We start from the raw sequence: 14055 nt of genomic DNA, 5'->3' as shown, positions 1-14055 counted from the left end.
ATTTGTTCTTGAATTCTTCAACCTTTGGCAATCGCCAGCCGGGGTTGGGTATGCCATTCTGGAAGAGAGAGTGAGCCAATATTCTCAAGCAGAGGTTTAATCTGTAGCTAACCCGACTTGAAATCAATCCGGGGAGTAGAGGACGATAGTGGTACTGTTGGTGTGAGCGTATGAAATTTAACCTTCGATTGCAGGTGACCCGGCTGATTACAATCGGAAAGGCCCAACTTCAGTCGATTCAAACTTCCCTAGGCAAGTCGGTCCAATCCTGTTTTCGGTTCATCAAGCTGCAGCTAAGTGCAGTCACTAAGCTGAGTCCTCAATCTACTCTGCTGCGGCTGCTAGCACTGTTGGCAGCAGCCTTGATGGCGGTTTTGGCCATTGGCGGTCTGCAAACGATCGCCCAGGTCAATTGGTCAGATCCAGTTTCAGAAAATTCAAAAAGCCCACAGCCAGCGCAATCGCCTACGCAATCGCAGCAAGGTTGGGCTGGGCTGCCCACTGTTCCTTCTTCCCCGTCGGCTCCAGCGCAGTCAAACGCCACCTCAAAACCTGCCGCTAAAGCTCCTGCTGCAACCGTTAAAGGTGCCAAGCCTCAAACCTCAACAGCAGTCCCATCGCAGCCAGCAGCACCTGAAGCCACTTCTCCTGTCCCTACAGCGGTGTTAACCCACTCCAGCTTGAGTACCTATGCCCCACGGCTAGAGTCGGCTCCTGCTCATCCCAGCAACTACGGGGAGCGCTACGCCAAAGATATTTTCGGTAAACCTGTCAGCAATGCGCCGCTGATTGTGCTGCACGAAACGGTCGGTTCTGCCGATAGCGCAATTAATACGTTTCAAACACCCCATACCGATGAGAACCTACAGTCGAGCTATCACAGCATCATTCGGCTAGATGGCACGATTGTTTACATTGTTCCACCCGAGAAGCGCGCCTTTGGAGCGGGCAATTCGGTGTTTAAAAGCTCCAAGGGAGCAGAAGCCGTCCGGACTCACCGCCAGTTCCCGCCTTCAGTCAACAACTTTGCTTACCACATTTCCCTAGAAACGCCATCGGACGGCTACAACGATGCGCCTAGCCACAGTGGCTACACAGAGGCTCAGTACCGGTCATTGGCGTGGCTTGTGGCCCATACCAGCGTTTCAGATGATCGAGTTACGACCCATCGAGCGATTGACCAGTCCGGCTCTCGCATGGACCCAAGAAGCTTTGACGCTCAAAAGTTTTACTCCTATCTGCGCAGTATGCCGCGCCCCTACCTAAATCAGTAAATCAGTATCAGTAAACCAGTAGGGAATCAGTCAGAAAACTAAAGGAGCATATCCCCTCGCGTCAAGCTAGCCACGACGACCAAACCAATGCAGGCCACAAACGTCAGCCCCAACGTAAACAGGGCAAATAATTCCCCTGCCGATAGGGGCCGGTCGGTAGGATCCAGATAGGCTGTGGAACGATATCGGCGTGATTCAGAAACAGGTCGGTTTAGGTCCAGCGAGGGTTGAATCACCGACACGCGAGAATAGCCAATTTTCAAATCGTAGGCAAACCGCCGTTCTGGACTGCTGAGAGTCGCATAGGCTTCGTTGAGCTGTTGAAACTTCGCCACCGCTACCGAGGCTGGTAGCTGCGTCGTATCGGGGTGATAGAGCTTACTCAATTCTCGATAAGCGCGACGAATTTGCTGCACCGAGGCAGAAGGATGCAATTGCAGCAGATCGTAATAGGTAGGTGCTGGCTTCTGCTCAGCCGTCTGTGCTGACTGTGGATCAGAAAAATCAGTCATCAGAATCACCCTCACCGTTTTAGGCCATTTCGTAGCACATGGTACGAGTTAAGCGGATCTGCGCCAGCGTAAAAATTACGGGAATCACGCGGCTGTAGTTGGTAGAAATCAACCGCCAGCCCAGGTCAGCAAAGAACCAGGCCCACATTGCCGGACCCAGCAAAGCAAAAATACTGCGAGCCGCGCCATAGCGAGCTGCACTCAGAGTCATGCCGCGATAGGCGGTTTGCATTGCCACCTGGCTTTGAATCTGCACTGCTGCTGCCGTCCCTGCTTGAGCTGCTGCCTGACTAGCAACCTGATAGGTAGCCGCATGAACGGCATACTGCCGCGCAATTGCTTGTAAAATCACCGGACGCAAAACCGAGCTGATCGCTAGTGCTCCACCGCCTTTAGCCAACAGCTTGGCTTGCTCGCTATGGGAAGACGGTAACTGCTGAGCCAGTTCAAATTCAGAAACGGCGTGCTGTAGTTCGTCAGCCAAGACATCCTGCTCGTGGGCAGGTAGCTGCTTCCAGGCTCGGTTCAGCAAATATAGAAAAATTTCGGCTTCTAAATGTTCGGTCGAAAGGTCTTGGGAGTAGGGAATTTTTAGGTAGCGGCAGACCTGAATCAAGACTTGCCGGTAGCTGACTTCTCCAGTTTTGCGGCGGAGCACGGTCATACCATCAGCGGCGAGGAAGCGGAATCGGTCTTCAATCGCATCAATCCAACCATCGCGGTCCTGGCTTTGAACATCGATCGGTTCCGGCGTACAGACATAATCAAGGGGATTAAACTTACGGCGAAATAAAATTTCGGTCAGTGCCTGTAACTCCTCATCCGTGGCCAATTCCAACGCTACTCTCAACTCGTCCAAAGCCGCATCCTCCCCTGCTGATATTAAACTGGTTGTATTTGAGCCAAACTAAAAACAAACTGCTCTGCCTTTCAAAGCATTTGGCAGCCTTAAGCTCAGATTAAAGCAATTGCTTACAGCGAGCAGTCAATTTATAAACCGTTGTCCCATATTCTACTGAATCACACCGGTTTTCGGGGAGTTGATTTGCAGGAGCAGCCCAGCGTGGATACAAACGTGGATACAGTTGTGATCGGAGCGGGTTTGGCTGGTTTAGTCTGTGCCCAACAGCTCCAGCAATCAGGCCATCGAGTTGTGGTGGTTGAAAAATCGCGGGGAGTGGGCGGACGCCTAGCTACCAGACGTTTGCAAGGAACCTGTGCTGATCACGGCGTGCGCTATCTCGATGAACAGGGTCCGCTCACTCGTAATTTGATTCAAGCTCTATGGCAGCAGGATATCCTCCATCGTTGGACCGATCAACTCTACTGCCTGCAAGCCGAAACACTAGCAGTTACCGAGAGCAAACCCTATTACACCGCAACGACTGGATTAACCGCAGCCGCAAAATTTCTGGGATCCGGGCTGGCTATCCGACATGGTCAACGGGTGCAGGCTCTCACGCCTATTGACGATCGTTGGCAGATCAGTTTGGAAGCAACTGCCGCCCAGCCCACATCGTATCTAACAGCAGGTTCGGTTGTCGTTGCTGTCCCTGCGCCACAAGCCCTGACCTTAGTGCAACCCTTACTGGAATATGGCTTTCCGTCGGAGTTAGTGCAGGCCATTCAGACCGTCGAGTTCGATCCCTGCTACAGCGTCATAGCCACCTATCCTCTGGAGCGACAATCAGACATTGATCAATTACCTTGGCAGGCAATTTCCCTGGAAGGGGCAACCCAGATACCCGATTTGGCTTGGCTCAGTCTAGAGATCACAAAGCGCCCTGGCACCGTGCCACCCGTTCTGGTTGCTCACAGTACGGCGACATTTGCTCAGAGCGATTTAGAAGCAAACGATTTGCGCCCCATCGGGCAACACTTACTTGCACAAGCCGCAACTCTAGTGCCCTGGTTAGCAACCCCTACTGAGGTGCAAGTGCATCGCTGGCGTTATGCGTTTACTCGCCGCCCTTTGCAACAGCGATACCTCGCTACAGAACTGCCGTTGCCTCTGGTGTGTAGCGGAGACTGGTGCAGCGGCAAACAAGTAGAAAATGCGGTAGAGTCTGGCTTAGCCGCAGCCTGCCAGATCTCTGCGTTTTTGGCTGATCGCCCTTTGCTAATCACAAATTGGGAAGCCCACGCGGCAGAACTCATGTCTCAATTAACCGCAACGCTAGTCTAAAAATGGCGCTAGTTCTTGAGTATCCCTAAGGTGATTCAGCAGTAGGAATTCAAACTAGTTTTAGATTGAACAGAAGATTTGAGTTGGGCAATCTCTAGTCAGCCGCACCAGCGTTATCTTGGCTCGTATCTTGATCCATATCGTCAACATCTCCCTGAGCGCTGCCATCGCTGCCATAGCGTCTCTTAGTGAAGCGTCCGGTATTAGTCCGCTTCCGAAATTTGCGAGCGTAAGCCTGGTTACGTAGTGCTTTTTCTTTCTTTTGGTTGCGGCGTTTAGCCATTCTGAACCTCTTGAGGAAAGTGGGCAAACGGAGTCTGCTAGAGCAAGCCGTGGGGCAAGTCCTTGGCAAAATGTCTCCGCAAAACTATCACTTTAGCACAACTCTGCAATTTCCTCAGGCAGAAATGGGCTGAGCTGGATTAGAGCACTCATTAAAGCACTCAGAGGAATTAGAGCAATGTCTTGGCAAATTCCAGCGCTTCGGCTTGAGTAGTAATTTTGCCTTCTGCATGAGCCAGTTGAATCGCTTCGAGCAAATGCCCAATTGTAGGGCTAGGCGGCAGCTTGAGCTGGGCCATCAAATCTCGTCCAGTGAGCAGCGGCTGCGGATGGGCAATCGGATCATCCAACGTCAGATAGCGCTCAATCAAGGGAGTCATGGTCGTCAAAGGTACTCCACTCGCAATTCCCACTACTGCTAGAGCCGGAAAAGCCGCGCCAATTGCCCGAAACAGGTAGTACTGCTCGCGAGCCGAGGGGGGACAATTGGCCATTGCTTCAACCTGGGGCAAGAGAGACATCACCGCCAACACAGCCTGAATCTCTGCTCGACTGTACTTCAACCGCCAGAGTTCCCGTTCAGCCATTTCGGGATCAGGGGCTAGTAGACCGGTTAGCTTCGCCACCTTCAGCCAACTGCGAGTACTTCCCGAAACCCGCTGCTGATCCCGCAGCCACCCCGACAACTCCAAACCCGACTGCGTCGAGACCAGCAGCTCCGCGGCCTGATCCACCGCCGCCACCCGTTCTAATCCTTCAGCCGTGGCATGGGGCAACCAAGCGGCTAGTAAGCGATCTTGCCAGGCCAACTTCAAAAACGGAGTGCTGCTCGCTGAACCCAGCAAATAGCTCAACTCAGACTGCACCCGTTCTGCCGCCACAAACTGAAGCAACCCCGCAAGCTGTTGAATTGTTTTTCGCGTCTTGTATTCGATCGTGAACCCAAGTTGGGCAGCTTGTCGGTACGCTCGCAATAATCGCAACGGGTCTTCCTTAAGGTTTTCCAGACATACCATGCGAATCAGGCGCAGTTGCAGGTCGCTATACCCATGCAGTGGGTCAATCACCTGAGCTGTATGGGGATCATAGGCAATTGCGTTGACGGTAAAATCGCGATGCTCTAGATCTTCCTCTAGCGATAATCCCACCTGTTGAGCAAAATCAACCGTAGCGCGCTCAAACACCACCCGGGCAATCTGCCGCTCTGCGTCTAGCAATACAAAGCCAGCCCGATAGTGATTGGCAATCATCTTAGCGGTACGCACCGCTGCTTCGGGTAAGACAAAATCCAGGTCCAGATACTCTGCCTGCCGTCCCAGCAAGGCATCCCGCACATTTCCACCCACCAAATAAGCCGCAGGAGGCAACCACTCCAAACCAAAGGGCCAAGTTTGAGGAGACAGGGCCGAGGCTTCCAGCTGCCGCGGCTGATTGTTCTGGCCAACGGTCAGTTTGAATTCTGCTTGGTCTGACCGGAGGTCAGTAGAAAGTTCTGTACGCTTCAAAAACAATTTAATTCAATCCGTTAACAATATCGTTCTGCCCCGCTGGAGCTAGGAATATAGCTGATTTCTAGAAGTCAGTTTTCTAGAAGTCAGTAGGGAATCTCAGTCATGTTCAAATCTGCTGGCAGCCCATAGGCTTTGGCTTCAAGTTTTGGTGGCGTAACCTGTACAGAGTATGTAATTTCAAGTTTTGAGCAGTTTTGAGTGACTCGTTGCAGTTTCTCAGCTTAGGCTCAAGTTTGTCAGCTCCGAATGATCAGCAATCTCTTTAAATTGTGGGCATAAAAGCTCTGGTTGAAATTGGTGTTAAATCCTCAAGAATGACTGAACCTTATCTTTATCTTTTGACTCCTGTCTTCTGCCTTCTGACTCCAGTTCGGCTAAGCTCACCGTCGCTCGCGGAGCGCGTTCCACGAACGAAGCCTGACGCCTGACGCCTCGGCTACTTTCACAAACCATCTAGAACCACCCTACCTACATCCTTTCATTTTGCAACATCCCTTCCATATCGACTCCAGATCCAGCAAACTTGAGCTAGAGTATCAGAAAAGCACCCACAAATCCCAATCGCTGCTGAATCTGTGGAGGAATTCACCATGTGTATTTGTGTGAATTGTCATTATGTCGATCGCTGCACTACCTATCACGCAGTCGAACACCAGCACCAGCAGCCTCATTTGACAGATTCTCCTGATTTTGAGGCAACGGAGCCGACCATCAACGTCAATATTCGCCACAAAGACGACATTATTGAAATGGAGTGGGATGTAGTGGGCTGTCTCAGCTTTAAAGCAGAAATGGGCAAGTGGTCTCGGTTGCGTCCGGGTGAATTAGTGCCGACATGATGCTCCCGTGGCTCTAGACGATTTGAAATCACTCATTGGTTATCTCAACTGGGTTTATCTCAACTTGAGGTAAATTTGCTTTCAGCATTTAGACCTTTTTGGGCAAACTTTTTACCAGCAGGTTTTTGGCAAATTTTTTACCAGCAGGTTGGTTTGACCTGTTGTTTAAGATAGGTAAAGCAGGACAGGAGTAGTATTTGGCCATGATTTGGCATCTCCTGCTAGCATCCTGGCTACCTCTGGCCTCAACCCCGGTCTCCTAGCTGATGATTGTTTGCCTCAATCCAACCTGTACCAAGCCTGTTAATCCAGATGATGCCGTCTTTTGTCAAACCTGTGGTCATCTACTACAGTTGGGCGATCGATTTCAGGCGGTGAAGCTGATCGGGCAGGGAGGATTTGGTCGCACTTTCCTAGCAATTGATCGGGCGAATAATCAGACTACTCAGCAAGCTGATGACACGTTGATAAATCAGGAGATAAATCAGGAGATAAATCAGGATCAGCTCAACCAAGGTGAGATTAATGGCTGGAGCGAAGATATTGCAGCAACACGAAACCTACAGACTAGAGATGCGGTAAAGCCAGCATTCTGTATCATCAAGCAGCTTTTGCCGCTGCAAAACAACCTGCGTGAGAGCACTCGCCTATTTCAACAGGAGGTTGCCCAACTTGCTAAATTGGGGCAGCATCCGCAGATCCCAAAGCTGTTAGCCCACTTCGAGCAGGAAACGGCGCTTTATCTAGTGCAGGAATTTATTCCTGGCCAGAATCTGGAGCAGGTGCTGGCAACTCAGAGCGTGTTCAGCGAGGCTCAAATTCGCAAGCTGCTCGCCGATCTGCTGCCGGTGCTGCGCTTCATTCACAGCCAGCAGGTGGTGCATCGAGATATCAAACCCGCTAATATCATCTGGCCGAGCCGAGGCGAGCAGTTTGTTTTGGTTGACTTTGGAGCCGCTAAGTCTCTCAGCGAAACGGTCCTTACCCAGACCGGAACAACGATCGGCAGCGCCGGCTATGCCGCACCTGAGCAGGCGATGGGCAAGGCGACGTTTGCTAGCGATCTCTATAGTTTGGGCGTCACCTGCGTTCATTTGCTGACAGGAGTGCATCCATTCGACTTGTATTCGATTAGTGAGGATGGCTGGGTTTGGCGACAATATTTGACCCAGCCAATCAGTCTGGAACTGCGTCGAGTATTGGATAAGCTACTGCAACGGGCCACCAGCCAACGCTACGATAACGCGACAGCCGTTCTCCAAGATTTGCGTCTAGAAGCAACCGTGCAGGCGTCGTCAACGTCGGTAGCGGCAGGTGGTTCTACAACTTCATTGCCTCGCCCATCGATTGAAACATGGCGCTGCGTGCAAACCTTGACGGGGCATCAGGGAGAAATCACAGCGCTCGCCGTGAGTCCGGACAGTGAATTAATTGCCAGCGGCAGTGCCGACAAAACCATTCAGCTCTGGAGTTTAGAGACAGGGGAGTTGCTCTACACCTGGACGGGGCGTTCGTTTCGGCATTCTCAAGGTCATCAGGATACCATTACGGCTTTGATCTTTAGCCCCAACAGCAGGGTTTTAATCAGCAGCAGTGCGGACGGCACAATCAAGCAATGGGACCTCGAAACAGGCGAGTTATTCAGCAGTTTGCCGAGTCATGGCTGGGGCGTATCGGCGCTTGCTCTTAGCCCAACTGAGCCGCTCCTAGTTAGCGGCAGCGACGATGGTTTGATACAGCTCTGGGATTTAGAAACCGAAGCCCTGATTGCCACGATTGCCCAGCTTCAACAGCCCATTCTGGACTTAGCCATCGATGCCTGGGGGCAGACCGTTTGGAGCACCAATGGCAAAACAATTAGCCAATGGGATCTCAGCGACGATCGGTTGCTGACTACCCTCAAAGCCCATACAGAACCAGTGAGCGCCATTGCCTTGAGCAGCAGCACACTAATTAGCGGCGGTACAGACAAACTGATCAAGCTTTGGAATCTCAATACCGGCCAACAGCAGAAGTTGATTGCGGCTCATCGTCAGCGCATCCATCGTTTGGCCGTGCGTCCCAAAACCAATCAATTCGCCAGCAGCAGTGAAGATGGCACGGTTAAGCTGTGGGATATTTGGACCGGGCAGCGCCTAGCCACACTACGTCACGGTTGGAGCGTCAGAGTCATTGCCTTCAGTCCTGATGGTGAACTGCTGGTAAGCGGCAGTGCTGATGAGGCAATTCGCATCTGGCAGCAGGACTAGCTGGTTTCCCACCTCAACACCCTCAACAAAAATCCCCCACCCGTAGGTAGGGGACTTAATTAGTTAACTAGATCTACAGCTCGATCCGATCAACCGTACCGACTTGCGGTTGAGGCAATCAGGAAGGCGGCATAGGTGAGGATGTAACCCACCGTGAAGTGAGCCAAACCAACCAAACGAGCTTGCACGATCGAAAGAGCAACCGGCTTGTCCTTCCAACGAACCAGGTTCGCCAGAGGCGTGCGCTCATGCGCCCATACCAGCGTCTCGATCAGCTCTTGCCAGTAACCCCGCCAGGAGATCAGGAACATGAAGCCCGTTGCCCAAACCAGGTGGCCAAACAGGAACATCCAAGACCAAACCGCCAGAGCATTCATGCCATAGGGGTTGTAACCATTGATCAGCTGAGCAGAGTTCAACCACAGGTAGTCACGCAACCAACCCATCAAGTAGGTCGAAGACTCGTTGAACTGAGCCACGTTGCCCTGCCAAACACCCAGGTGCTTCCAGTGCCAGTAGAAGGTGACCCAACCGATGGTGTTGAGCATCCAGAACATGGCGAGGTAGAAGGAATCCCAAGCAGAGATATCGCAGGTGCCGCCCCGGCCAGGGCCATCACAAGGGAAGGCATAGCCGAAGTCTTTCTTGTCGGGCATCAGCTTCGAGCCGCGAGCATCCAACGCGCCCTTCACCAGGATCAGCGTCGTAGTATGCAGACCCAGCGCAATCGCGTGGTGGACCAGGAAGTCGCCAGGACCAATGGTCAAGAACAGCGAGTTGGTGCCGCTATTAATTGCATCCAACCAACCGGGCAACCACACGTTACCGTGATTCGGCCAAGCGGTAGAAGCAATGCTGTCTGGGTTAGAGAGCAGCGTATCAAAGCCATACAGCAGCTTACCGTGAGAAGCTTGAATGAACTGGGCGAACACCGGCTCAATCAGGATTTGCTTTTCAGGCGTGCCAAAGGCATTGACGACGTCGTTGTGGACGTACAGACCAAGGGTGTGGAAGCCCAAGAACAGAGACACCCAGCTCAGGTGAGAGATAATGGCCTCTTTGTGATCCAAGCAGCGAGCTAACACATTGCCCTTATTCAGCACAGGATCGTAATCCCGCACCAGGAAGATCGCACCGTGAGCAAACGCACCCACCATAATGAAGCCAGCAATGTACTGGTGATGGGTATAGAGTGCCGCTTGGGTTGTGTAATCCCTTGCCATGAAAGCATAGGGCGGCAAAGAGTACATGTGTTGAGCAACCAGGGAGGTAATCACCCCTAAACAAGCTAGGTGCCAACCCAATTGGAAGTGCAACGAGTTGTTGTAGGTGTCATACATGCCTTGGTGAGGCAGGTTGAACTGACCTTCACTCGTGCCACCAAACAGCCCCTTCTTGGAATCCAACATTTCTTTAATGTTGTGACCGATTCCGAAGTTGGTGCGGTACATGTGTCCTGCAATAATGAACAGAACTGCGATCGCCAGATGGTGATGCGCCATGTCCGTCAGCCAGAGGGACTCAGTTTGGGGATGGAAGCCACCCAAGAAGGTGAGGATTGCAGTTCCTGCCCCTTGAGCCGTGCCAAACACATGGTTAGCCGTATCCGGGTTCTCTGCATAGACGCCCCAGTTGCCGGTAAAGAAAGGAGCTAAACCAGCGGGGTGAGGCGGCGTAGACAGGAAGTTATCCCAGCCCACATGCTGACCGCGCGACTCAGGAATGGCCACGTGAATCAGGTGACCAGCCCAAGCCAAGGAGCTGACGCCAAACAGACCAGCCAGGTGGTGGTTGAGGCGAGATTCAGCGTTCTTGAACCAGGACAAGCTGGGACGAAACTTGGGCTGGAGGTGTAACCAGCCTGCAAACAGCATCACGGCAGCCAGGATCAGCAAGAAGATGGAACCCATGTAGAGGTCGCCATTCGTCCGCATGCCCTGGGTATACCACCAGTGATAGATCCCAGAGTAGGTGATGTTCACCGGGTAGGACGCGCCTGCACGAGTGAAGGCATCTACCGCGGCTTGACCAAAGTGAGGATCCCAAATCGCATGGGCGATCGGGCGAGTGTTGAGCGGATCTTTGATCCACTGCTCGAAGTTGCCTTGCCAAGCGACATGGAACAGGTTGCCGGATGTCCAGAGGAAGATGATTGCCAGATGACCGAAGTGCGAAGCAAAAATCTTTTGGTAAAGATTCTCTTCGGTCATGCCATCATGGCTTTCAAAGTCGTGGGCTGTGGCAATCCCGTACCAGATCCGCCTTGTGGTTGGATCCTGTGCCAGACCTTGGCTAAATTTGGGGAATTTAGTTGCCATAAGTCCTAATTGAAGTTCTCAATTAGCTAGTAGCGTTTCAGAGTTCAGCCTCTAGTCTACCGGACTGGAAAGGATGGACCTAGACCACATCCTATCGATTTGCTTTTGATTTTCAGTGGAAAATCTTATCGTCGGCTATGGCCTAGAATCCACCGTCCAGCATCTAGAGAGAAGAAGCAAAGCAACTAGCCGCCTACTGCAATGATCCGGGCTAGGAAGAACGACCAGGTCGTAACAATTCCTCCCAGGAGGTAGTGAGCGACACCCACCGCACGGCCCTGAACAATGCTCAGAGCGCGAGGTTGAATCGCAGGAGCCACTCTCAGTTTATTGTGTGCCCAAACGATCGATTCGATCAGCTCTTGCCAGTAGCCGCGACCGCTGAACAGGAACATCAAGCTAAAGGCCCAGACGAAGTGCGCACCCAGGAACAGAATGCCATAGGCAGACAGAGCTGAACCATAGGAGCCAATCACTTGAGCTGCTTGTGCCCACAAGAAGTCGCGCAACCAGCCGTTGATGGTAATAGCGCTTTGAGCGAAGTTACCGCCCGTGATGTGAGAGATCGTACCGTCTGCGTTCACCGTACCCCACACATCCGATTGCATCTTCCAACTGAAGTGGAAAATTGCCACCGAAAGGGAGTTGTACATCCAGAACAGTCCCAGGAAGACATGGTCCCAACCAGAAACCTGGCAGGTGCCACCCCGTCCCGGACCATCGCAGGGGAAGCGGAAGCCCAGATTTGCCTTGTCTGGAATCAGACGCGAGCTACGGGCAAACAGCACGCCCTTGAGCAGAATCAACACCGTCACATGGATCGTGAAGGCATGGATGTGGTGCACCATGAAGTCTGCCGTACCTAGCGCGATCGGCATCATGGCGACCTTGCCACCGACTGCAACTACATCACCACCGAAGGCAAAGCTAGCAGGAGCCAAAGCATTCGGAGCAGTGTTGCCAGGGGCTAGGGTATGGATGTTTTGAATCCACTGAGCAAACACCGGCTGGAGCTGGATCGCCGTATCCGAGAACATGTCTTGAGGACGGCCCAACGCCCGCATCGTGTCATTGTGGATGTACAGACCAAAGCTGTGGAAGCCTAGGAAAATGCACACCCAGTTGAGGTGAGAGATGATGGCATCGCGATGACGAATCACCCGATCCAACAGGTTATTCACGTTCTTGGCCGGATCGTAATCCCGCACCATGAAGATGGCACCATGCGCACCTGCCCCAACGATCAGGAAGCCACCAATCCACATGTGGTGCGTGAAGATGGACAACTGAGTCGGATAATCCGTTGCCAGATAGGGGTAGGGAGGCATCGAGTACATGTGCTGGGCCACGATGATGGTCAAGGAACCCAGCAGAGCCAAGTTGATGGCCAACTGCGCGTGCCAAGAAGTCGTGAGGATCTCGTAGAGACCTTTGTGACCCTCACCAGTGAAGGGACCCTTGTGGTTCTCCAGAATTTCCTTGATGCTGTGGCCAATGCCCCAGTTGGTGCGATACATGTGACCAGCAATCAAGAACAGCACCGCAATCGCCAAATGGTGATGGGCTGTATCCGATAGCCAGAGGCCGCCCGTCACCGGGTTGAGGCCACCCTTAAAGGTAAGGAAATCAGCGTATGCGCCCCAGTTGAGGGTAAAGAATGGGGTCAAACCCTGAGCAAAGCTGGGGTAGAGATCAACCATCAACGACTTGTTGAGGATGAATTCGTGGGGTAAGGGAATATCCTTAACAGCCACGCCTGCATCCAACATTTTGTTGATTGGCAGCGAGACATGAATCTGGTGGCCTGCCCAAGACAGGGAACCCAGACCCAGCAGCCCTGCCAAGTGATGGTTCAACATGGACTCCACATTTTGGAACCATTCCAGCTTTGGAGCACGCTTATGGTAATGGAACCAGCCTGCGAACAGCATCAAACCAGCCATAACGAGACCGCCGATTGCTGTGCAGTAGAGCTGAAATTCGTTTGTGATACCGGCAGCCCGCCACAATTGGAAGAATCCAGAGGTTACCTGGATGCCGTGGAAGCCACCGCCAACATCTCCATTCAAAATTTCTTGACCAACAATGGGCCAAACCACCTGGGCACTCGGTTTGATGTGCAGGGGGTCAGCCAGCCAAGCTTCATAGTTTGAAAACTTAGCGCCGTGGAAGTACATGCCGCTTAGCCAGACAAAAACAACGGCTAAGTGACCGAAGTGAGCGCTGAAGATCTTACGGGATATATCTTCTAGGTCACTGGTATGACTATCGAAATCGTGAGCGTCAGCATGCAGGTTCCAAATCCAGGTTGTCGTTTTCGGACCTTTAGCTAAGGTACGGTCAAAGTGACCCGGTTGCGCCCACTTCTCAAAAGAAGTTGGCACGGGATCCTTATCAACGACGACTCTGGCCTTTGGTGTTGCTGCCTCTCGCTCCCGCGAAGTAGTTGTCATTAGAGACTCTCCTCTCTCTAGACAAGGAAACGAGTAGTCCCACCCAAGCTCACTTGAATCGTTCCCTACCGGCGCATCAGCAAGATATGCAGATGACTTAATAGAACGAGGCGGAATCAGACCAGATGGGAGCGTCTGAACAATCTAGACTTTGCCCAATCTCGCTGGAGGGAACTCACCAAAACGATTGCCTAGTCTGAGATTTGCTTAAACCGAGCAATCAGAATGGCTTGGTGAGGTACTGCGAGCATTATAGAACTGTATTTCGGCCCTCTTTGCGCAGGTTAACAATAATTAAAGTGAGAAACGCTTGATTCATCGGCCTTTCAAGCAGATCATCAGCAAAAAATATCCTAACGATTGACGATAATTTACAAATCGAAATTATTGATTGCAATCATAGAAAATATCTGGACAATGCACCTGTTCGAT

At 52.1% G+C, this 14055-nt stretch carries 10 protein-coding genes; 4 read left to right on the top strand and 6 right to left on the bottom strand.

Annotated elements, in window-relative coordinates:
• The first annotated feature begins 170 nt into the window (after window positions 1–170).
• On the top strand, window positions 171–1274 hold the full coding sequence (locus HJG54_RS10400) for an N-acetylmuramoyl-L-alanine amidase (protein WP_316434824.1): 1104 nt from the start codon (window positions 171–173) through the stop codon (window positions 1272–1274).
• 38 nt (window positions 1275–1312) lie between these two features.
• Here HJG54_RS10400 and HJG54_RS10395 read toward each other — a convergent pair whose 3' ends face one another.
• A complete protein-coding gene (locus tag HJG54_RS10395; RefSeq protein ID WP_316434822.1) occupies window positions 1313–1786 on the bottom strand; it encodes a J domain-containing protein in 474 nt (157 codons plus the stop codon).
• Between the two features lie 19 nt (window positions 1787–1805).
• The gene (locus HJG54_RS10390) at window positions 1806–2645 is read right to left on the bottom strand and encodes a YaaW family protein (RefSeq protein WP_316434821.1); all 840 of its coding nucleotides are present in this window, start codon (window positions 2643–2645) and stop codon (window positions 1806–1808) included.
• 141 nt (window positions 2646–2786) lie between these two features.
• Between HJG54_RS10390 and HJG54_RS10385 the strand changes: the two genes are divergently transcribed.
• Window positions 2787–3971, top strand: a complete 1185-nt coding sequence (locus HJG54_RS10385) for an FAD-dependent oxidoreductase (protein WP_316434820.1) — start codon at window positions 2787–2789, stop codon at window positions 3969–3971.
• Window positions 3972–4065: 94 nt separating this feature from the next.
• Here HJG54_RS10385 and HJG54_RS10380 read toward each other — a convergent pair whose 3' ends face one another.
• Both HJG54_RS10380 and HJG54_RS10375 read right to left on the bottom strand, forming a co-directional pair.
• Window positions 4066–4254: a hypothetical protein gene (locus HJG54_RS10380; RefSeq protein ID WP_036004409.1), complete on the bottom strand. Its 189-nt coding sequence runs from the start codon at window positions 4252–4254 to the stop codon at window positions 4066–4068.
• A gap of 169 nt (window positions 4255–4423) precedes the next feature.
• Window positions 4424–5758, bottom strand: a complete 1335-nt coding sequence (locus HJG54_RS10375) for a CCA tRNA nucleotidyltransferase (RefSeq protein WP_316434818.1) — start codon at window positions 5756–5758, stop codon at window positions 4424–4426.
• Window positions 5759–6354: 596 nt separating this feature from the next.
• Between HJG54_RS10375 and HJG54_RS10370 the strand changes: the two genes are divergently transcribed.
• Both HJG54_RS10370 and HJG54_RS10365 read left to right on the top strand, forming a co-directional pair.
• Window positions 6355–6603, top strand: coding sequence for a Ycf34 family protein (locus tag HJG54_RS10370; RefSeq protein ID WP_036004406.1), 249 nt, complete (start codon window positions 6355–6357; stop codon window positions 6601–6603).
• 266 nt (window positions 6604–6869) lie between these two features.
• Complete coding sequence (locus HJG54_RS10365; protein ID WP_316434817.1) at window positions 6870–8852, top strand: serine/threonine-protein kinase; 1983 nt, start codon at window positions 6870–6872, stop codon at window positions 8850–8852.
• 89 nt (window positions 8853–8941) lie between these two features.
• Here the strand turns inward: HJG54_RS10365 and psaB are convergent, their stop codons facing one another.
• Together psaB and psaA are read right to left on the bottom strand one after the other, a co-directional pair.
• Complete coding sequence (psaB, locus tag HJG54_RS10360; protein ID WP_316434816.1) at window positions 8942–11170, bottom strand: photosystem I core protein PsaB; 2229 nt, start codon at window positions 11168–11170, stop codon at window positions 8942–8944.
• A gap of 185 nt (window positions 11171–11355) precedes the next feature.
• Window positions 11356–13623 carry a photosystem I core protein PsaA gene (gene psaA / locus HJG54_RS10355; protein WP_036004398.1) on the bottom strand — a complete coding sequence of 756 codons (2268 nt, stop codon included), beginning with the start codon at window positions 13621–13623 and terminating at the stop codon, window positions 11356–11358.
• Window positions 13624–14055: the final 432 nt, after the last annotated feature.

This window comes from Leptolyngbya sp. NK1-12 (genome assembly GCF_032598965.1).
GTDB lineage: Bacteria > Cyanobacteriota > Cyanobacteriia > Elainellales > Elainellaceae > Elainella.
The sequence above is the reverse complement of the archived record's forward strand: the minus strand, read 5'-3'. Positions and strand labels throughout refer to the sequence as shown.

Bases quoted from the DNA above. Each gene is read 5' to 3' on its own strand.
- HJG54_RS10400 (WP_316434824.1), top strand. From the start codon at position 171: ATGAAATTTAACCTTCGATTGCAGGTGACCCGGCTGATTACAATCGGA.
- HJG54_RS10395 (WP_316434822.1), bottom strand. From the start codon at position 1,786: ATGACTGATTTTTCTGATCCACAGTCAGCACAGACGGCTGAGCAGAAG.
- HJG54_RS10380 (WP_036004409.1), bottom strand. From the start codon at position 4,254: ATGGCTAAACGCCGCAACCAAAAGAAAGAAAAAGCACTACGTAACCAG.
- HJG54_RS10370 (WP_036004406.1), top strand. From the start codon at position 6,355: ATGTGTATTTGTGTGAATTGTCATTATGTCGATCGCTGCACTACCTAT.
- HJG54_RS10365 (WP_316434817.1), top strand. From the start codon at position 6,870: ATGATTGTTTGCCTCAATCCAACCTGTACCAAGCCTGTTAATCCAGAT.
- psaB (WP_316434816.1), bottom strand. From the start codon at position 11,170: ATGGCAACTAAATTCCCCAAATTTAGCCAAGGTCTGGCACAGGATCCA.
- psaA (WP_036004398.1), bottom strand. From the start codon at position 13,623: ATGACAACTACTTCGCGGGAGCGAGAGGCAGCAACACCAAAGGCCAGA.